At 67.0% G+C, this 19,690-nt stretch carries 17 protein-coding genes, 1 tRNA gene and 1 pseudogene; 7 read left to right on the forward strand and 12 right to left on the reverse strand.

Annotated elements, in window-relative coordinates; all coding sequences use genetic code 11:
• Positions 1-5 precede the first annotated feature (5 nt).
• The 4 genes and pseudogenes from OOK38_RS33120 to OOK38_RS33135 form a co-directional block, all read right to left on the reverse strand.
• Positions 6-1,307: a caspase family protein gene (locus OOK38_RS33120; RefSeq protein WP_266849688.1), complete on the reverse strand. Its 1,302-nt coding sequence runs from the start codon at positions 1,305-1,307 to the stop codon at positions 6-8.
• The gene (locus tag OOK38_RS33125) at positions 1,282-1,647 is read right to left on the reverse strand and encodes a hypothetical protein (RefSeq protein WP_266849689.1); all 366 of its coding nucleotides are present in this window, start codon (positions 1,645-1,647) and stop codon (positions 1,282-1,284) included. The genes OOK38_RS33120 and OOK38_RS33125 overlap by 26 nt, the downstream gene beginning before the upstream one ends.
• Before the next feature lie 154 nt (positions 1,648-1,801).
• Positions 1,802-2,043 (reverse strand): annotated as a pseudogene (locus tag OOK38_RS33130) (transposase); the annotation flags it as partial.
• A 66-nt stretch (positions 2,044-2,109) separates the two neighbouring features.
• On the reverse strand, positions 2,110-3,597 hold the full coding sequence (locus OOK38_RS33135) for a triacylglycerol lipase (protein ID WP_266849690.1): 1,488 nt from the start codon (positions 3,595-3,597) through the stop codon (positions 2,110-2,112).
• A 20-nt stretch (positions 3,598-3,617) separates the two neighbouring features.
• Between OOK38_RS33135 and OOK38_RS33140 the strand changes: the two genes are divergently transcribed.
• The 4 genes from OOK38_RS33140 (at position 3,618) to OOK38_RS33155 (ending at position 10,164) form a co-directional block, all read left to right on the forward strand.
• Positions 3,618-5,819 carry an AAA family ATPase gene (locus OOK38_RS33140; protein WP_266849691.1) on the forward strand — a complete coding sequence of 734 codons (2,202 nt, stop codon included), beginning with the start codon at positions 3,618-3,620 and terminating at the stop codon, positions 5,817-5,819.
• Complete coding sequence (locus OOK38_RS33145) at positions 5,816-8,167, forward strand: WD40 repeat domain-containing protein (RefSeq protein WP_266849692.1); 2,352 nt, start codon at positions 5,816-5,818, stop codon at positions 8,165-8,167. The genes OOK38_RS33140 and OOK38_RS33145 overlap by 4 nt, the downstream gene beginning before the upstream one ends.
• Before the next feature lie 240 nt (positions 8,168-8,407).
• Positions 8,408-9,103, forward strand: coding sequence for an RES family NAD+ phosphorylase (locus tag OOK38_RS33150; RefSeq protein WP_266849693.1), 696 nt, complete (start codon positions 8,408-8,410; stop codon positions 9,101-9,103).
• A gap of 608 nt (positions 9,104-9,711) precedes the next feature.
• Positions 9,712-10,164, forward strand: coding sequence for an XRE family transcriptional regulator (locus OOK38_RS33155; protein ID WP_266849694.1), 453 nt, complete (start codon positions 9,712-9,714; stop codon positions 10,162-10,164).
• 106 nt (positions 10,165-10,270) lie between these two features.
• Here the strand turns inward: OOK38_RS33155 and OOK38_RS33160 are convergent, their stop codons facing one another.
• Entirely contained in the window at positions 10,271-10,663 is a 393-nt protein-coding gene (locus OOK38_RS33160) for a hypothetical protein (RefSeq protein WP_266849695.1), read from the reverse strand.
• A 230-nt stretch (positions 10,664-10,893) separates the two neighbouring features.
• Entirely contained in the window at positions 10,894-11,214 is a 321-nt protein-coding gene (locus OOK38_RS33165) for a hypothetical protein (RefSeq protein ID WP_266849696.1), read from the reverse strand.
• 518 nt (positions 11,215-11,732) lie between these two features.
• Between OOK38_RS33165 and OOK38_RS33175 the strand changes: the two genes are divergently transcribed.
• The 3 genes from OOK38_RS33175 to OOK38_RS33185 all read left to right on the forward strand — a co-directional run bounded on the left by OOK38_RS33175 (position 11,733) and on the right by OOK38_RS33185 (position 12,544).
• Entirely contained in the window at positions 11,733-12,014 is a 282-nt protein-coding gene (locus OOK38_RS33175) for an HU family DNA-binding protein (RefSeq protein WP_266849697.1), read from the forward strand.
• A gap of 195 nt (positions 12,015-12,209) precedes the next feature.
• Positions 12,210-12,413 carry a cold-shock protein gene (locus tag OOK38_RS33180; protein WP_266849698.1) on the forward strand — a complete coding sequence of 68 codons (204 nt, stop codon included), beginning with the start codon at positions 12,210-12,212 and terminating at the stop codon, positions 12,411-12,413.
• A gap of 57 nt (positions 12,414-12,470) precedes the next feature.
• A tRNA-Met gene (locus OOK38_RS33185) sits at positions 12,471-12,544 on the forward strand.
• A gap of 444 nt (positions 12,545-12,988) precedes the next feature.
• On the opposite strand, the gene OOK38_RS33190 is transcribed toward OOK38_RS33185, so the two are convergent.
• The 6 genes from OOK38_RS33190 to OOK38_RS33215 form a co-directional block, all read right to left on the reverse strand.
• The gene (locus OOK38_RS33190; protein WP_266849699.1) at positions 12,989-14,071 is read right to left on the reverse strand and encodes an ABC transporter ATP-binding protein; all 1,083 of its coding nucleotides are present in this window, start codon (positions 14,069-14,071) and stop codon (positions 12,989-12,991) included.
• Position 14,072: 1 nt separating this feature from the next.
• Positions 14,073-15,161 (reverse strand): ABC transporter ATP-binding protein, encoded by a 1,089-nt coding sequence (locus OOK38_RS33195; RefSeq protein ID WP_266849700.1) that lies wholly within the window; start codon positions 15,159-15,161, stop codon positions 14,073-14,075.
• Positions 15,158-16,003 carry a carbohydrate ABC transporter permease gene (locus OOK38_RS33200; protein ID WP_266849701.1) on the reverse strand — a complete coding sequence of 282 codons (846 nt, stop codon included), beginning with the start codon at positions 16,001-16,003 and terminating at the stop codon, positions 15,158-15,160. The genes OOK38_RS33195 and OOK38_RS33200 overlap by 4 nt, the downstream gene beginning before the upstream one ends.
• Positions 16,000-16,878 carry a carbohydrate ABC transporter permease gene (locus tag OOK38_RS33205; protein WP_266849702.1) on the reverse strand — a complete coding sequence of 293 codons (879 nt, stop codon included), beginning with the start codon at positions 16,876-16,878 and terminating at the stop codon, positions 16,000-16,002. The genes OOK38_RS33200 and OOK38_RS33205 overlap by 4 nt, the downstream gene beginning before the upstream one ends.
• A gap of 80 nt (positions 16,879-16,958) precedes the next feature.
• Entirely contained in the window at positions 16,959-18,554 is a 1,596-nt protein-coding gene (locus tag OOK38_RS33210; RefSeq protein ID WP_266849703.1) for an extracellular solute-binding protein, read from the reverse strand.
• Between the two features lie 18 nt (positions 18,555-18,572).
• Positions 18,573-19,598 carry an NAD(P)-dependent alcohol dehydrogenase gene (locus OOK38_RS33215; RefSeq protein WP_266849704.1) on the reverse strand — a complete coding sequence of 342 codons (1,026 nt, stop codon included), beginning with the start codon at positions 19,596-19,598 and terminating at the stop codon, positions 18,573-18,575.
• Positions 19,599-19,690 lie beyond the last annotated feature (92 nt).

Raw genomic sequence — 19,690 nt, forward strand, 5'->3', positions numbered from 1 at the left:
CGAGTCTAAGATCGCGGAGGCCGCGCGGGGTGTCTTCCCCCGCGGAGTGTTTTCAGTTGCTCCATCACCTTGGCAGCAGCCACAACATACGCGGTTGCCGTTTCGGGGCTGGGTAGTACCGCGCTTTGACTTCCACCACTATACATCCCCCCGCCTGGCAAACCTCCTGGATAAATTCTTTCTGCGGCCGCGGCCAGAGCGGCAACATTATCGCCCACCACTAGCCAGCGCCCGTCTTCAGTTTTTCTTGCGAGATCATTGGATCGGCGCTCAATTGATTTGTTCCCCACCTTGTGGTCGGCGCATGCGGACTCGAACTCTCCCATGACCTTAAAGTGGGCAGAGTATACTTTCTGAAACTCTTCGGAGTCCTCCGCCCTGATTCCGAAGAGCCCGCGTATCCCTGATTTGCGTCTCAGCCGAGGCGCATCGATTGAAACCATACGGACCTGTTCTTTTTCGCCCTTGCGCCGGTCTTCCCATTTCCTCTGCGGCGGGTTCCCTGTGAACGCACGATTTCGGGCGATCGGAATTAGGTGGCCGTGTTCCTCAAAGAAACTCCGCGGTTGCGGAACCGGGTATCCTTCCACCACCCTGCCCCGCAACCGGATTTGCAAGGTACTGAAAATATCACCCATGGTCAGCTCGGCTTGACTTTCCCCACGTCGCCCGTCATGGAGTTCGCCTTGTAGGCCATCTTGCAGAATACTGGTCAGTTCACGCGTGAAAACACTGCCATCTGCCTCGCAGAGTGCACGCTCAGTTCCCGCTGCTGAGGTCAGGACACAGGCACCTTGAATTCCGAAGTTTACCTTTTCCACTTCCGAGGACGGCAACTCGTCGCCCATACGAACGGCGAGTCCACTGAAGCAGCAATCAAGAATCACGATTCGATGCCGTGCTCGCGAAGCTGCCACCACTTCGTCAATGTTTTCGTAAAGCGCAGAGTGGTAGGGGCGCCCAGGACGAGACTTGACGGTGGTCAGCAGAAGGCTCCGGCCGTCTTTGCCGCCAATCTGACCGTGCCCGGCGTAGTAGACGAGGAGCATATGATTGGCTTCTAGGGCAGCGTCATTAAGGGCGTCAAGAAAGTCGTTGGGCCCGCTGTCATCAGGCACACTGACGCAGTTCGCATCGGGGAGCCCGCCCACGTCCTCGGCCGTGAGCAGGTTCCGCAAAGTGGGTACGTTGTGGCGCACGCCGGTGAGCGCACCGAGATGCTGGTAGGTGTGCACGCCGAGTAGGACAGCACGAGACTTGGCCGCTTCCTCTGGCCGCACGCTACAGCTCGCCCTCCTGGCCGTCATCCGCCAAGCGCCGCAGCAGATCGGCCAGCTCTTCAGGGGAGAGATGGCCGATGTCGATCTCACTATCACCGTGGACGAGGAGCCGCGCGCCGTTCCCCGCCCCCAGGCCGCCGGCCCCCGGCCTGCTTGCTCGCCAGGTTGCATACGCGAGGGCGAAGTTCGCAAGGTTCGAACCATGCTCGACAATGAGTTCGAGCGCTTCGAGTGCGCCCATCGTCGTCCCGCCGCCGCTCATGATCGGCTCGACGGGAATTTCATTCGTCTTCGGGTTCCTGGCCAGCCAGGACTGAAGATCATTGAGAGAACGTTCGTCGCCCTCACTCATGATTCGGATGCGCATCCCGACCACCTCCGCATATGCCGTCTTACTCGAACTGGCTTGCATCATACGGAAATTGCACGTTCCGGACGCTGGTCTTTACGCAGCGCAATTTCCCTCAGATTCCTCGTGTCTGCGTGTTTGTACGATCGCTGGGCCGACGGGCTGTCTCGCGCAGCCGCTCGGCGATCCGCCGCCGCACCGGCAGCGGATTCCCGGGCGACTGGTTCACAAACTGATGCCGGCCGGCAGCCGCTCGGCCACCGGCTGGATCGACTTCCTGCGGCCGTCCAGCATCGGACCCCGCAGACAACACTCGCCCCACTGGCAGTGATTCCGCCGCGGCACCGACGCGAAGACATCGGCCACGAACTCCGCCAACTCAGCCCAGAGACGATCCACTTCACCCAGCCTCACGCAACGACGATGCCCATCACCAGGCGAGATCACTCAACCTAACAAGATCCACTTTCGCAACAGACCCTAGTCGGCCTCTGCGGCGTCCAGGCCAGGTTCGGCGACGAGGACGAGTTGGCTGACGGTGTGACCGTCCCGGGTGGACAGGCTGATGCGGTACAGGCCCGGGTCCGTAATGGTGATCTCGGCTGCCGGCCGGCCGTCGCGCATCGCCATGCGGGCGGGCTTGGCGGTGCTGTCGTCCTGTGTGTCGGTGACGGTGCAGGTCAGTCCCTGCAGCGAGTCGGTGTGTTCGGCGCTAGCGTGCCAGGTCTGGCCTGCTTCGACGAGGTCGGGTGTGAGGATGCCGCAGCCGGGTTCACCAAGCGGGGGTCCCTGCGGTTCGTCCTCGAGGAGGATGTCGATGACCGCGTTGAGGGTTGCGTCGGCCCGGGCGAGGTCGCCGTGCTGGACCGGTGCGGTGGACAGGTGTTCGCCGTGGGCGGCTGAGTCGCGGTAGACCGTGCCGTCGCCCTGTACGGAGTAGTAGACGAGCCGGCCGGAGCGGTCGCGGATGAGGGAGCCGTCGCTGTTGTGGCGTGCGCCGTCTTCGTGCGGGGAGACTGTTCCGCTGTCGAGGGTGAGGCTCTGCCAGGTGGACTGCCGGGTGCCCGCCAAGGCGCGGTGGCCCGGCAGGAGCACCTTGTGCTGGCGGCTGTGGAAGTCGAAGGAGGCGAGCGCCAGGTCTGCGTTTCCTCCCAGTGCCGTGACCGAACCGGGGTCGAGACGGACGACGTCGTCGCCGGTGCGCAGGCAGCGGTAGAGCGGCAGCAGGTCGTGGAGGCCGGGCATCGTGTGGCACAGGGCCTGGAGTTTGCGGTGCGGGAGGGGGACGGGGGCGCCGCGGCCGCTGTTGAGGATGGCGGCGGCTTTGACCGCGCCGTAGAACGGGGTGCCCAGGGTGATGACGGTGCGGGTGTCGGCGGCGAGGTCGTCGTGGTGGGTGCTGTCGAGGGCGCAGCGGGTGACGAGGCCGCCCATGGAGTGGGCGATGAACACGAGGCGTGCCGGGCGCTGGTCGGCGCGGTGCGCGAGGGCCTGGTGGTGGCGGGGATGGGCGCGCCAGGCGGTGAGGTGCTCGCGGGCTCGCTGGGCCAGGAGCTTGCCGTTGGTGGCGACCGGGAGTCGCCAGTCGTAGGGGAATTCGCAGACTGCTGCGGGATCGGCTACGTAGTCGAGGACGGTGTCGGTCAGCTGGGTGTACGGTTCCTGGCCGCGCAGGTACGGCGTCCAGGTGCTGTGCCGGAGTAGCTGTGTCGCTTGGATCCGGCCGGTGGCGCCGGTGAGTTCTTCTTCTGTCAGGTGCAGTTTCTGCAGTCCCTGTCGGCGCGTCCAGGCGCTGACCAGCCAGCGGGTGCCGGACAGTCCCCAAAGGATCTTTCCGGTTTTCGTGTCGCGGAGCTCGCTGCCCATGATGCCGGGAACGATGACGACCGCGTCCTGCGTCACATGGGGTGGTAACTCCCGCTCGGGGCTGCTGTTTTGGCTGGCCGGGCTCTGCCGTTGCGTGTCCATGGATGGGAACAATAGGGAAGATGAGCGAGCAACAGGGCCAAGTTGTGGCAGTTGCTGCTGAGCCGGGCGTCCCTGAGTCGGCGGACCTGCCGGCGGGGCATGTCGCTGGGAGGCTGGTGGGTCTGACGGTCCCGGACGGTGACGTCCGGTTCGATGCCGCTCTGGAGGAGCAGCTGGATGCCCTGCGCTTGTGGTGGCCGGACGGGGAGGGCCGGTTTGGCTGGCAGCTGTCCGAGAATCCCGACGGCACGCCGCTTGCCACCCGCTCCGACGTGGAGTCGTTCCTGGACCGGAGCAGGCTGAGGGAGACCGGTCCGGAGCTGCCGCTGGTTCTGTTCGTCAGCGCGCACGGCCTGTTCTCCGCTTCTGCCCGGCACTATCTGAAGCTGCCGACGACCTCGGACCGCCGCCTGCTGGCGACCGCCGTACCGACGGCACACATCGCCTATGCCGCGCTGGACTCCCTTGCTCAGCACGTCCTGGTCATCCTGAACATGTGCGAGTCGTCGGCCGTCGGCAGTGAACTGATCTCGCTGCAGGGCGAGCTGGACGAAGACCGCAAGGACAGTGCGGTGTTGAACGTGCTGGGCACGGCCGTGCAGGGACGTCCTGTCCTGGGCGCGGAGCTGGCCAGGCTGCTGCGGCGTGCCCACCAGCTCGTCACCACCAGCGAACAGATTGCCCGGCCCCATCTGAAGATGAGTGAGTTCACGCTCCTCTTGCACAACGCTGCCGAGTCCCTGGAGGCGGAGCGGCCCCGGCGCCGGCAGCCCCGCAAGGTGTCCGAGCAGATCAGCGTGCCCGAAATGCTGCTGACCCGCTGGCAGCACAAGGTCTCCCTCGCCCTACCCAACCCCGGGTACCGGCCCGAACCTGCGGTTGCCGAGCCCGGCTTGCAGGACGTGGCCGCCTCTTACCGCCAGCTCGAGTACTGGATGGAGAAGGCCAGCGGGCGTCTGGACCAGGCAGACGGGGGCTGGTACTTCTCCGGCCGTGAACAGCTGAACCTGCAGCTGGTGTCGTTCCTGCGGGAACCGGTCGGCGTCAAAATCGTTGCCGGCAGCGCCGGCACCGGCAAATCCGCGCTGCTGGGGCGTCTGGTGACGATGAGCGCCCGGGTCTTTCGCGACTGCGACCGCTACGCCAGCGCCCTGCGCTGCCGCCCGGACACCATCCCTGCCGTGGGCGCCGTCACCGCCGCACTGTCCGCCCGCCATCGCAGCGCGGCAGACGCCCTGCGCCAGCTCACCGCGGAGCTCGGCTGCCCCGCCCCGCCCGAAGGCGCCGACATCAGCGCGTGGCAGCAGGCGCTGGAGGACTTCCTTCTCGGCCCGGGCGACCCGGTCACGGTGGTCATCGACTCCCTCGACGAGGCCTACGAGCCTGGCCAGTTCATCGCCGCGGTGCTCGCCCCCTTCGTCCCGGCGACCCGCAGCCACGACCCCGCCGCTGCCATCACCTCCCCCCTGCCCTCGGACGCGGCGTTCGTGCCGGGCCCCCGCCCCGGGACCGGCCGCACGCAGGCACGCACCGTGCGCCTGCTGCTCGGCGTACGCAGTACCCGCCGCAGCACACCAACGGCCCCCGCCGGTGCCGGCACGGTTGCCCCGGTCGGTGACCTCCTGGCGGAGATCACCGATCGGTTCCCCGACGCCGAAATCCTGCGCAGCGACGAAAACCCCGACGCCGACATCCGTGCCTACGTCAAAGCCCTGCTCAAGGGCCAGCCTCACTGGAGCGACGCCGCACGCGCCGAAGCCGCCCTGACGATCAGCGACCACGCGCACGGCTCCTTCCTCAACGCACGCCTGGCCGTCGACCAGCTTCGAGCGCACAAAGACCTCGGGCCGCGCCTGCTGCGCAGCCGGACCTGGCTCGACAGCCTCAGCATCGGCATCGCAGGCCTGCTCAGAAGCGAGCTTCACAAACTCGAACGCGAAGACGGCCTGTCCGCCACCGAAGCCCTCGGGCTGCTGCGCGCAACCGCATTCGCCCAGGGCCGGGGGGTCGCATGGGGGACTGTTTGGCCCGCGCTCGCCGAAGCCGTGCTCCAAATGCCCCTGCAACACCCCGACGAGAAGATCAGCCGCCTTCTGAAGAGCCCGCTGGCGGGGTATCTCACCACCGACCACGAAGACGACCGCGTGGTCTACCGACCGGCGCACGAACAGCTGGCTCAGATCCTGCGCCGCTGGCCCGCGGACCTGAAGGGCACCAGGTGACCAACCACGACGCCGCGCGGGAACACGCCCTGCACGACGACGGAACCGGCGAACACGCCATCCACGCCCGCATCGCCCAAGCGCTCGCGACCCTGAGCACCACGACGGACGGCACACCGCCGCCCCCCTACGCACGCCGCCACCTTGCCCGCCACGCCCAGCTCGGCGGCGTTCTCGACGACGCCCGTGTCCCGCCCCAGGCTCTGGCCTGGGACACCGGCGGCGGCATCCGCGGCCTGCTGCAGTCCAGCCCCTCCCCCGGACCGCGGCACTGGCTCACTGCCTGGTCGGTTGTCGAACCCTACCTGCGCGACGCCGATCTGCCCTCCCGCATCAGCAGCCTCCGCCTCGCCCACACTGCCCTGCACCACGCCCGCACCCCCCGCTCCCGGCTGCCCGGCGACGAGGCCGCCGCACTGGGCGACGGCCCGCTGACGGTGCTGTGGGCCGACTGGCATCCGGCCTCCAACGTCCTGGCGATGCTGCCCTCGCCCGCCGTCAGCCTGAGCGTCCTGCCTGCGGCCGGCCACAGCGGCCCGCACCTGGCCGCCGGCACCACGGACGGCAGCATCCACTTCCTCGACCTGCACACCACCCAGTTCACGGCCGCGCAGAACGCCCACACCGGCGAAGTACGCCACCTGCACACCACCGGACCGGACCGTGAAGGCGGCCGCTACCTGATCTCGGCGAGCACCGACGGCACGCTGCGGCTGTGGGACGCCCGCCACCACACCCACCTCGACCACCTCACCGACACCACCTGGATCGACGACACCGCCTCCCACTACGACCAGGGCGGCCGCCTCACCATCTGGAGCGTCAACGGCCGCAGCGAACTCACCCAATGGATACCGCCCGGCCGGCCGCAGCTGCGCCACACCGAAGAGCCGGCCCTCAAGGGCGCCGTGGCCACCCTCGTCGACGAGCACGGCGTGCGCCGCATCGTGCACGCCACCCACCAGCTCACCCTCCACACCAGCCCCGGCGAACACATCCACACCCACCCGCTGGCCGTTCCTGCCCGTGCCCTGGCCGTCGGCAGCGAGCCGGGCAGCTTCTACTGCGGCCACGCCGACGGAACCATCACCACCTGGTCCGCCACCCACGGACAGCTGCCCGACACTGTGCCGGGCCACGGCGAACCCGTCAAAGACCTCATCACCCTCACCCTCGAAGACCGCCAGATCGTCGCCGCAGCCCGCGGATCCCACATCCTGCTGTGGGATCCCGCCGCCGGCACCACCGGACAGCTGACCGGACACTGGTCCGCCGTGACCGCACTGACCGCCCTCGCCCAGGACACCGACCGCGCCACCCCGCAGGCCCTCATCTCCGCCGCCACCGACACAACCCTGCGCCAGTGGCCCGCCGACCTGCTGCGCCACGCGCTGGCAGGCGCAAGCGCCGAACGGCCCACCCGCCCCGCGGCCGCGGCCCTCCTCACCGCCGACGCCGCCCCTCTCGCCGCCAGCCCCGAGCCGACCGGCATCGACGTATGGGACCTGCACACAGGTAGCCGCACACCCGTCCCGGCCGGCGCCCCCGTCCTTGCCGTGACCTGGGCCGAACGCGCCGCCCAGACACCGCTGCTGCTGTGGTCCGACACCACCCACGCCATCCACGGCTGGGACCCCGCAACCGGCCGCACCACCACCGTCATCGCCGACAGCGAAGCCCGCACCGCCACCATGACGGCCTGCCGCACCCCGCAGGGCCCGGCCCTGCTCCTGGCAGCCGGAGACGACTACCGCACACGCCTGTGGGACCTGGACACCGCCACCCTGCTGCGCACCTGGCACCCCCAGCCCCGCAGCATCAAAACGGTCACCGCCGCCGCAGACCGGGACGGACAGCTCTGGCTGGCCACCGGAGGAACCGACGGCATCGCCCGCCTGTGGGACCCGCAGCAGAGCGAGCGATGCACCGCAGAACTGCGCTGCGACCAGGGCCTGATCAGCGCGCTCGCACTCCACCCCGAGGCCACCGAATCACTGCCGCCCTTCCTCGCCACAGGCGGCGACCAGGGCCCCGTACGCCTGTGGAGCCTGCACACCCACCAGAGCCTGGACCAGCAGCTCGCCGGAGCGACTGGTCCCATCGACGCCCTCACTGCGTTCTCCACCGGCCAGCACGCCTACGTCGCCGCCGCCGCACGCGACGGACTGGTCCGCATCTGGCACGCAGCCAGCACTCGCTGCATCCTCACCCTGGCCACCGGCGCACCCGTCACCCGCCTCGACGCCACCACGCAGAGCACCGGCCACGGCGTGCAGCTCTCCCTCAGCAGCGATGCCGGCATCCTCGTCACCCAACTCGACCTCGGCCACCGCGCCCTCGTGCACTGAGCACGACCCCGCCACAACCGTGTGCGCCCCCCTGGATGCTTCATGCGCCCCCCGCCCGCTTGCCCAACCCGCTCTCCCCCGGCCGCGGCCCCCACAAGAATGATCGCCTGCCCACAGACAGGATCGGCGCAGCACGGCCCCAGCGGCCTCCCCGACCAGACAGGCCCGGCCCGTCGGTATCCCACCGGCGGGCCAACCCCGTTCAGGACCCTGAACGGACCGATCAACGGAGCACAGGACATGAGCACGCAGCCGGCACCCGACGTCCGACTCATCCACCCGCCCGAAGCGGGAGTGTGGCGGCTGGACAAACAGGGCAGCGGGCTGACCTACGACCGGCTGCGCCCCGAGGACGCCACCAGCCGGGCCGGAAACCGGTGGAGCAGCACCCGCTGCAGCGTCCTGTACTGCGCCTCCACCCAGGACGCCTGCTTCGCCGAGGAACTCGTCGCCCTGCAGGTCAGCCCCGAACTGCGCGGCGACGTCGAGGAGCCCTGGCAGCAGGCCGGCCAGCCGGCCCCCGGCGTGATCGTCCGCGACTGGACCGCCAAGCGCACCCTGCTGCGCTTAGCCGTGCCCAAGCCGTTGGTCTTCTTAGACGTCGACGACGACACCACCCAGCGCGTGCTGACGAAGGAACTGCGGGGCCGCTTCGAGGAACTCGGCGTCGACGATCCCGAGCTGACCGGCAAGCACATGCGGGGCCGCAACCGGCGCCTGACCCGCGCCATCACCCAATGGGCCCTCGAGCAGCAGACGCCCGAGGCCGCGCCGCGCATCCACGGCATCGCCTACCGGTCCACCTACGCGATGCGCCAGTGCTGGGCCCTGTTCGAGTACGCCGCTCCTCTCGCCATCCTGGAGTCGTCCTACGTCTACCCGGAGGCCGAACCCCTGCAGGCGGTGGCCCGTGAGTACGGACTCAGAGTGATGTGAAACCACCACGGAAGTATCCGAAAACCTACCTGAACGCCACCGGAAAAGGTTAGCCCTGGCGGGTGGAAATCAGCCACCATCACCTAGGCCGGTTCCCGCCTCAGCCAGCACGCTGCCCTGTAAATCCGCAGCTCAGCTCCCGGTTTCCGTGGCGGATCGCCGCCAGAACTGGCATATGACGATTCTTCAAATCAGAGGCAAAGCGGTAGAGTTGACCTACCTAACTGGGTACTCTTCCAATACCACCAAGGAAGGGGCAAGCGTCATGACGAAGCATCGGGACGGCTTACCGGACCCATCATTCACGCCGATTCACGCATGCTCCCAGCAGGCAGCACCCCTCCCCCGCAGCCGTCCGCCCTCCCCGGACCGGCTGCCCCCGCTCGCACTTCGGACGCCCGCGCACCGGATCCACCCCGACCGGCAGCGCCAGAGCTGACAGCGAAGCACCCGAGGCCGCGCTTCCTCACCTCTCGTCCCCACAAGCGCGCCCCAGCCACAACCACCTCCGTGGCTCATCCACCATCCGGCGCCCGCGCCACCCAGCGCCTGACGTGCGACCGCTCAGCACCACCGCGCACGGCCAGGTCCACCAGGGAGACACACCTATGCCTGCACCCATCGCCAGCCCCAACGCCACGAGCGTTGAACGCGCCCACATCGTCGCCGTCAGCACCACCATCGCTGACATCGCGCGTTTCCTGCAGGACAACCTCGGCCAGCGACTGACCGCACGCATCGCCGGAATCAGCGACCCCAAGCAGGTCGGACGCTGGGCCACCGGCGCCGCCGCCCCCCGTGCTGCCGCAGAAGCCAGACTCCGCGACGCCATCCAGATCTTCAACGTCATCCAGCAGTCCGAAAGCGTCTACATCGCACGCGCCTGGATGATCGGAATGAACCCTCAGCTCGAAGACATGGCGCCAGCCCAGTGCATCGCCGACGGCCACGCGCGCGACGTCATGGTCGCCGCCCGCGCCTACGTCAACAACACCGTCGCCGACACCGCCACCCAGCCGGCCCCGGCAACCAAGGAATCCCGCACAGCGCCCACGCCGTAACGACCGCGCAGACACACCTTGCCCAGTGAGCGTTCTCCCCTGCGCCTGTCCGGTCTACAGCCAACGCGGCAGGCCTCATCAGGCAGTTCCTTGGATGCACGCTGCGCTAGTCCGGATATGCGGTAGCGCAATCGACACGGGCGCGCCTTGAAGCTGCTGCGATACCCTCCGTGACCGTCGCCCCGGCGTTGATGGCGTTGACGCCGTCACTGCCCGCCTTCAGGAAGATTTGCATCTCCGGAGCGCCGAGGTAGGAGGCAGCGAAATCACGGCCCCGCTCATTGCGCTCCTGGCTCTCCGTATCGTCCGTGACCTGTCCCGAGTCGACCCAGAGCTTGTCCGCGGCCGTGACCGTCCTCGTGCAGTCCTGGGACTGACTGGACACAGCGGCCTCGCCGACGGAGTTCGTCCCGCTCGGCGCTGTCCCGCCGCCACCGCACGCCGTGGCCCCTGCCGACAGCACCACCGCACAAACCCCCAGCACCAGACGACTTCCCATTGCCCCCACCCTCTCTGAACACCCCGTCACCACCCACGCATGTTCCCGTACATCCGGCGGGACCACCTCACACGTCCGGCGGCGCCGTCTCCGACGCATGCCCGGGCAAGCGAGAGCCTCCCGGGCCCAACGTGCCCGGAGCCTGAGACCGCCTCATCATGGGCCTCTGTCGACGAGGGCCGTAATTCCCCAGGTGCTGTGGTCACGCAATTCCCCCGAGGCTGGCGGGCTCAGGCATCATCGAACGGTTCGTCAATCCACCTGAACCAAGCACGATCGTCAGTGATGTGCAGAAGGAACTCCGCGACCGGACCTGACGGGGCCACCAGCGACAAGGTGCCCGCGATCCGGTCGTAGGAGTCCTCGAACCGCTCGTACTCCTCCGCCTCCATCAGAGCCGGAGACTCGTCGAACCACGGCCTCACCTCGCCGAACATCGGCGTTGGAACGAAGCGGCCGTTCAGCCATGGAAAGTCGGCCTCGTCGATCACGATCTCGCCGAGCAGATCCTCCTGCCGCATCAGTCGCCAGACTTCGCCCTCAAAACCCATCCCGCCAGCACTCCATCCATGTCCTGGTGCCGCCAGGCAGCCTCTCATGCGGCAAGGACAATGAGGCAGGAGCGCCGACGGACCCTTGGCCAGCCGTATCAACGCTCCTGCGCGCGATGGATCAGGTCGGTCAGGGCCTGTCGCTGGGGTTCTTGGAGCGCTTATTGGGCCGGTAGCTGGGTCCGTTCGTGATCACCTGGTGGCTGTCATTGGTCAGCCGGTCCAAGCAGGGACTCGGTGAGGACCAGAGTGGGAATGAGCGGATACACGTCGCTGGGCGCCTGGTTGCTGGTGATGGCGTGGCCCGCCTCGGGCCACGTCCCTCATCCAGCAGAACGCCCCGCCGGGAGCGGGCGGCACCGGCACGGCACCACCCGGATGAGTGGCTATAGCCTGACGGCGCGCTTCGGGCCCAGCCCGAGTGCTCCGACTCTCATTGTCGGTGGCCGGTGGCAGGATCGGCTTGACCAGCCTGCACGATGCAGCGCGGGCGATTCAAAGATATTGGAGAACATCGCATGAACCGCAGTGAACTGGTGGCAGCCCTGGCCGAGCGAGCCGAGGTGACCCGCAAGGACGCTGACGCCGTCCTGACCGCCCTCGCGGAGACGGTTGGCGATGTCGTTGCCAAGGGCGACGAGAAGGTGACCATTCCGGGCTTCCTCAGCTTCGAGCGCACCCACCGCGCCGCGCGTACCGCGCGCAACCCGCAGACCGGCGAGCCGCTCGAAATCCCGGCCGGCTACAGCGTCAAGGTCTCGGCCGGCTCCAAGCTCAAGGAAGCTGCCAAGGGGAAGTAGCCGCCGGCTACCGGTACACAGAGGCCAGAAGGTAGCCCAGCAATGCAGGCCAGGCCAATGCGCGGCACGCACGGCCGGCGTCAAGCTGGAAACCCGAGTCGCCTCCGGGGTAGAACGGACGCCGGGACCGTCCGGTTGCGGACGTCCCGTACACGAACCAGCCGGCAAGTCCGGCAAGAAGTGAAGGACAACAGCATGGCCAGCGGCACTGTGAAGTGGTTCAACGCCGAAAAGGGTTTCGGCTTCATCGAGCAGACCGGCGACGGACCGGACGTCTTCGCCCACTACTCCAACATCGCCGGCAACGGCTTCCGGGAGCTGGTTGAGGGAGAATCCGTCACGTTCGACGTGACCCAGGGCCAGAAGGGCCCGCAGGCCGAGAACATCGTCCGCGGCTGAGCCCCGCCACCCACCGCACCGCCTCGCACGGGACGCTGTGTAGAGTGACAGCACCGCCGCGGGGTGGAGCAGCTCGGTAGCTCGCTGGGCTCATAACCCAGAGGTCGCAGGTTCAAATCCTGTCCCCGCTACGAAAAGATGGGGCCCGGCACACAGCCGGGCCCCATTGCTTTCCCCAAACCAGCGAGCCTGGTGGGGCGGCGACGGCGCGGCGAGAAATTGAGCCGATCAGACTGCCGGCGAATGGCTGGCGGGCGCGGCCTGCTCCAGTTACTGCCAGCGGCGCCGCTTCTCGTTGCGGTGCTCTTCGAAGCGTTCGGTGAACAGCTTCAGCGCCTCATTCTCCTCTCGTGGCGGTGGCCCGCTAGCTCCTTCTGTACGGCCGCCCGGAGTGCGGCAGACTGTCTGTCGGTGAGACCAGGGCCCATGTGCCGGTCGGTCAGACGAAGACTCTCGCGAAGACCGTGACTGTCGCCTGCCCGAGCGCGCTCGTCGCCAGCCCGACACCTTTCTGGAGCGGCTCGTCGACCACCCGCTCGCAGAGTCGCCTTGCGGCTGGCCGCCCGAAGCACTCGTTACGATCGCAGTACCAGCTGACCGTCCGCGTACGGAAGGACCTTGGCGCGCGGCAGGTGCACGAGGACCTCCTCGCCGACAGGGACTCCCTCCTCCCGCGGCGTCTTGACTCTGACGAGTTGCCCTGCGACCTCGACCTCGAGCACGCGCTGTGCGCCGTGGTCGCTGACGCCCCGCAGCCGGCCGGGGAAGGTGTTGGGGCCGGGGTCCCTGACGACCTTGACGTATTCGGGACGGACGCCGACCTGCACCTCGGTCGTGCTCTGCGAGATGATGTCCCAGGCAGCGGACAGCGTTCGGCCGCACAGCGTGAAGCGCCCGCCGGTCCGGTCCACGGTCAGGAAGTTCATCGCCGGTGAGCCGATGAAGTAGCCGACGTACGTGGAGGAGGGCGCCTCGAAGAGCTGCTCGGGGGTGCCCTGCTGCACAGCGCGGCCATCCTTCATGACCAGCAATTCCTGCGCGAAGCTCATCGCCTCGTACTGGTCGTGGGTCACATAGATCACCGTGGGCTGGAACTGTTCGGTGATCTCACGGATCTTGCGCCGCAGCGAGTGCTTCAGCTGTGGGTCGATCACGGTGAGTGGCTCGTCCATCAGGACGGCGGCCACGTCGTCACGGACAAGGCCGCGGCCGAGTGAGATCAGCTGCTTGTCGTCGGCGGTGAGTCCGCGAGCGGGGTGCCGCAGCCGGTCGTGCAGGTCCAGGGCCTCGGCGACCTGCTGCACCTTGGCGTCGATCCTCGTCTTGTCCCAGCGCCGGCACTGCAGCGGGAAGGCGAGGTTCTCGTAGACCGTCATTGACTTGTAGATGACGGGGAACTGGAAGACCTGGGCGATATTGCGCGCCTTCGTGGGCAGGGCGGTGACGTCGACGCCGTCGAACAGCACCTGTCCCCGGGATGGTCTGACCAGGCCGGAAAGGATGTTCAGCAGCGTCGTCTTGCCGCAGCCCGAGGGTCCGACCAGCGCATAGGTCTTGCCGGATTCGAAGGTCAGCTTCAGCGGCTTGAGGGCCCACCGTTCCTGCTCGGCGCCCGGCGCGTACGCGTGCCCGACGTCGACGATGTCCAACTGCGCCATGTCAACGCCCTTCCGCTGAAGCGAGATCGTATGAAGGTGTCCGCACGAGCGTCCCCTGCTCGTCGAAGGCGAACAGCCGGTCGGGACGGAGCCGGAGTCTGACCAGGTCGCCGAGGGCGACATCGTGGATGCCTTCGATCTGTACGACGAAGGGGGTCTCACCGACGACCACATGGACGAAGGTCTCGGAGCCGGAGATCTCCACAAAGGTGACCTCGCCCTCGACCCCGCTGGACGCCAGGCTGACGTCGGTGGCGCGCAGCCCGAACTGGTAGGCGCCGTCGTCCAGGTCGGCCAGGTGTGCGGAGACGTGCGTGGCCTGGAAGCCGGCCACCGTGACCTGGCCGCCCTCGAGCCGGCCCTTGAAGATGTTCATGGGCGGGTCGTTGATGATTGACGCCACCGTGGTGGTAGCCGGGTGTTCGTAGACCTCCTGCGGGGTGCCGGTCTGGAGGATGCGCCCCTCGTGCATGACCAGGACCACGTCGCCGAGCATCATCGCCTCGGCGGGTTCGGTGGTCGTGTAGATGACGATCGTGTCGCCCTGGTCCGAGAAGAGGGCCTTCAACTCGTCGCGCAGCTGCTCGCGCAGCTTGTAGTCCAGGTTGGCGAGTGGCTCGTCGAGCAGGAGGATGCCAGTATCCCGGGCCAGGGCGCGAGCCATTGCGACGCGCTGCTGCTGGCCGCCGGAAAGCTGGGAGGGCTTGCGCTTCTCGAAGTCCGCAAGCCCCACGCTCGCCAGGCTCTGCCGGACGCGTTGCTGGATCGCGTCCCGTGACAGCCCGGCCCGCTTGAGCGGGAAGGCCACGTTGCCGAACACGTTGAGATGCGGATAGTTGATGAACTGCTGGTAGACCATGGCAGTGTCGCGCCGCCACACGGGCGTCTTGAGGAAGTCTGCTCCTGCACGGGTCAGGGAGCCGGAGTCCACTTTCTGCAGGCCGGCCAAGGCCCGCAGCAGCGTCGTCTTCCCGGCCATGGTGCGGCCGATGACGGTGTGGAGGCGTCCCGGCTGGAAGGTCGCGGTCACGTTTTTGAGGTGGTCGACGCCGTCGACGGTCAGGCACAGATCAGAGGCGTTGAGGTTCATCGGACCGCTCCCGACAGGTTCCCTTTGGACAGGAGGCGCTCCACCCACAGGGCGAGCAGGATCAGCGGTGCCACGCCGAAGAGCGCGGCGGCGGACAGCGTCCACCACGGTGGAATGGAGGAGTTGAGGGCGACGACCGCCTGGGGCAGTGTCTGGACCTCGGTGAAGGTCAGCCGGAAGGCGAAGAAGAAGTCGTTCCAGCCGAACACGGCGCAGAACATCGCCGCCACGGTCAGTCCGGGCAGAGAGTTCGGCAGGATCGCCCGTACGAAGGTCTGGAACGGGGGGCAGCCGTCCAGCATCGCCATCTCGTCGATCTCCCGGGGGATGCCGTTGAAGAAGTCCACCATCACCCACACCGCGATAGGCAGCAGCAGCGCGACTGTCACGATGACCAGGCCCAGGATGCTGTCCAGGAGGCCGCCCCACTGCAGGAGGTAGAAGAACGGGATCACCAGGACGACCGGCGGCATGATCCGTTGGGAGACGAAGAAGAAGACGATGTCGCTGTTCTTGATGAAGCCGAGCTTGAACCGGTACCGGGACAGCGCGTAGGCGGCGAGAGACCCCAGGGCCAGGCTGATGGCGGACGCGGCGATGGTGATGATCGCGCTGTTGATGAAGGGATCGACCACATCGATTCCGCCGGCTCCGCCGAAGATGTTGCGCCACCCGGTGAGCGTGGGCTTGTACTGCACCCAGGGTATGTAGGTGGGACCGCCCTGGACGGCGTTGGCGCTCTTGAAGCTGGTCGTCATCGCCCAGAAGAACGGTCCGGCGACGAAGCATGCCCACAGTGCGATCACGGTGTACTTGAAGACGGGATAAAGGTGCGACCTCATGAGTCCCCCTTCAGCTTGAGGGCCCTGGTGAGCAGGGCGGCAACGGCCGTAAGCGTGGCGATCATGAGGACGAGGTAGGTCAGGGACATCGCCCCGCCGTAGCCGGTCTGCTGATCGCGGAGCCCCTGGATGTAGAGGTAATAGCCCGGGGTCTCCGTGGAGGACCCCGGCCCGCCGGATGTCAGTACGTAGACGCTGTCGGAGAGTTTGGACGCCTCGATCAGCCGGATGATGACCGCGGCGACCGAGACGGGTGCCATCAGCGGGAAGGTCACTTTCCAGAAGGTGCGCCAGGTGCTGGCGCCGTCGATCGCCGCGGCCATGAACGGTTCCTTGGGAAGGCTGAGCAACCCGGCCAACAGCAACAGGAACATGAAGGGGGTCCACTGCCAGACCTCGACGGTCATCAGCGCAACCAGCGCCGGGCCCGACTCGGTGAGCCAGGGAATTCTTGTCAGGCCCAGCATCCCCAGCAGGTCGTTCGCCGGCCCCAGGGACTCATGGAAGATCGTCTGCCAGATGGCGGCCATCACGACGGGCGTGGTCATCATGGGGACGAGAAAGAGCACCCGCCACAGTCTGCGGCCGCGTGCCTCGCGCCAGACCAGCAGGGCCATACCGAACCCGATGACGTACTGGATCAGGACCGTGCCGCCCGCGAGCAGGATCAGCCGGGTGATGGATTCCCAGAAGCGGCTGTCATGCAGCATCGCCGTGTAGTTGGCGCCTCCGATGAAGTCCATCTGAGGGTTGCTGACGTTCCAGCCGGAGAAGCTGACGCGGATGGTGAACAGAAGCGGGAAAATGATGATCAGAAAGAGGGTGAGCAGTCCCGGCAACAGGAACATGCTCTTGTGCCGGCGCAGGCCGTCCATGGTTCTCCTTGCGGAAGGGGGCGGAAGCCCCTGAGCGGCCGGCCGGTCCGGTCCGGCCACCCGGGGCGTCCTGCGGTGGATCAGGAGTTGTCCTCAAGCTCGACCACGTTGCGGTATGCGCTTTGGACCTTGTCCTTGCCGATCTGGTCGGTGATCTTGGACCAGTCCTTGGCCACGTCGTCCAGTGCCTTCTGGGGGGAGCTCTGTCCCGCCAGAGCCGCAGCGACGCCGTTGGCCAGCGCGGACATGTACTGGTTGACACCGGGAACGCGAAGGTCGAAGACGCGGTTGGTGCTCTTCTCCATGCCGGAGAGCGTGTGCACGTACGACTCGGCGACGTCCTTGTTCCAGCCCTGCTTCTCCCAGAACGCCGGGTCGAAGTGGGCGTTGCGGTAGGGGTTGACACCGAATCGGCCGATGGTCAGGTCGAGGGCGGTGTTGGCCTCGTTACCGAAGAAGCACAGGTAGTCGAAGGCCATCTGCTGGTGACGCGAGGCCTTGGCCACCGCTGACGTCCAGCCCCACGTGAAGTACGGCGCCTGGTTCGCCTTCTTGTCCCACGACTTCGTGGTGCGGTTGTAGACCTCGGTGGAGCCGGGCAGCGGCGCCGCCTGCACCTTGTTGCGGATCCTGCTGTCCGACTGCTGGGCCTGGATAAAAGCGTCGTCCCAGGAGTAGGACATCAGCGTCTGGCCGCCGCCGAAGGAGAAGATCTCGTCCCCCAGACCGAAGTTGGCGCCGCCGGGCGCCCAGGTCGACTTGGCCTTCACCATGTCTTCCAGGGCGCGGACGAAGCCCGGCGTGTTGATCAGCGGCTTCATCGTCTTGACGTCGAAGAAGACACCGCCCTTGACGTCCGGGTTCTTCACATACGGCGCCGCACGGCTGATGAACGCCGAGAAGGTCAGATCATCGCGCTTGGTCACCTCGGCACTGCCGTAGTTGGCCTTGCCGTCGCCATCAAAGTCCTTGCCGCTGAAGAACTTGGCGGTCTTCTGGTACTCATCCCACGTCCTGGGGACCCTAAGCTCCTTGCCCGTGGCCTTCTCGTACTCCGCCTGCCGCTTGGGATCCATCAGCACATCGGTGCGGACCTTGAGGTAGTGCCGGTCACCGTCCACCGGGTACTGCAGGACCTTCCCGTTCCAGGTCGCCACGTCCATGTAGGCCTTGGTGACGTCCTTCATGCCGGGGCTGTTCAGGTACGACTTCGGCACCGGGGCCAGGTACGGGGCCATGTCGCCTATCCACAGGGACGGGTAGAACATGACGTCGTACGCCGGCTGGCCCGCCTGGAGGGGCGTGAGGATCTTCTGATGCAGTTCGCCGAAGGGAACGTTGACCACTTCGACTTTCCCGCCGGTGATGTCCTCGAACTGCTTGGCGTGCAACTGGGTCGGCTCGCCGATGACGGGAACGGCATGGCTGATGATCTTCAGCGTCTGTCCGGAGTAGTCCTTGCGGCTGATCGACTCGTAACTGCAGGGGCCGGGGACATCCTTGACCGTGGTCGCCGGGTAGTCCTTGCCGTACTTCTTGTAGCTGATCTCCGAGCCGGACTTGAAGAGCGCTGCCTTGCCCTTGGGCTTTTGCTGTTCCTGGCTCTGGGCGGTGCACGCGGTGGCGGCCAGAGCCACGGCGACGGCAACCAGGGCTGTGTACGGTCTGCTGCGCATGGGGCTTCTCCTGCGGTGTCAGGGGATCAAGATCGCTCGGCCGCGTACGGCCCCGGTCTCCAGGTCATCGAGGGCCTGCCGGAAAGAGGCAAGGGGGTATCGCCGGGTGTGCAGGGTGACCTTGTCCTGGGCTGCCAGGACCATCAGCTCGGAGAGGTCGTTGTAGGACCCCACGAGGTTGCCAATGAAGTTGATCTCCGTGGAGATAACGTCGATCGTCGGCACGTGAAGGTGGCCGCCGTAGCCGATGACGTAGTAGTTGCCGTTGCGGCGCAGACAAGCCACACCCGTCTCGACGGCACCCCCCTCGCCAACGAAGTCCAGGACAACCTCCGCCCCGTGACCGCCGGTGAGGTGCTGAACGTGCTCGGCTTCGCTTCCGTCCGCGACCAGAGTGTGGTCGGCGCCCAGTTCCTTGGCCAGAGCCAGAGCCTCCGGGCTGCGATCGATGACGATCATCTCCACCGGCGACAGAGCCCGCAGCACCTGAATTCCGATGTGCCCGAGTCCGCCGGCGCCGATGACCACGGCCTTGTCGCCCGGCCGCAGCACACGGACAGCCTTGGCGACGGCGTGGTACGCCGTGAGCCCGGCGTCGGCCAGAGCTGCCACCGAGGCCGGCTCCAGGGACGGGGCGAGAGGCACGACCGAGCGGGCACTGGTCTTCAGGTACTCGGCATAGCCCCCGGCGGTGTCGATGCCAGGGAAGGCCGAGTTCATGCAGTGCACGTCGTCGCCGGCCCGGCAGGCACGGCAAAGACCGCAGGTCAGCAGCGGGTGCAGGATGACCGGGTCACCGACCTTGACGTTGGTGACGGCCTGCCCGACCTCCGCAACCCAGCCGGCGTTCTCGTGACCGATTGTGTACGGAAGGGCGACCCCGCTCTTCTCCTTCCACTGTCCTTCGAGGATGTGAAGATCGGTCCGGCAGACTCCGGCGCCCCCGATCTTCACGATCACATCCAGCGGACCGGTGATCTGCGGGTCCGGCACGTCCACGAGCTCAGGCGGCTCGCCGTACTCGATGACCTGCACGGCTTTCATAGAGGCTCCCTGTGAATCGGCGGGTGGTGCGCCGATTACACAGGCCGCCGTTCCCAGGCCGATGTCTCAGAATCCGCCCTCGAATGTCTCAA

The sequence above is a fragment of the Streptomyces sp. NBC_00568 genome (assembly GCF_026341855.1).
Taxonomy (GTDB): Bacteria; Actinomycetota; Actinomycetes; order Streptomycetales; family Streptomycetaceae; genus Streptomyces.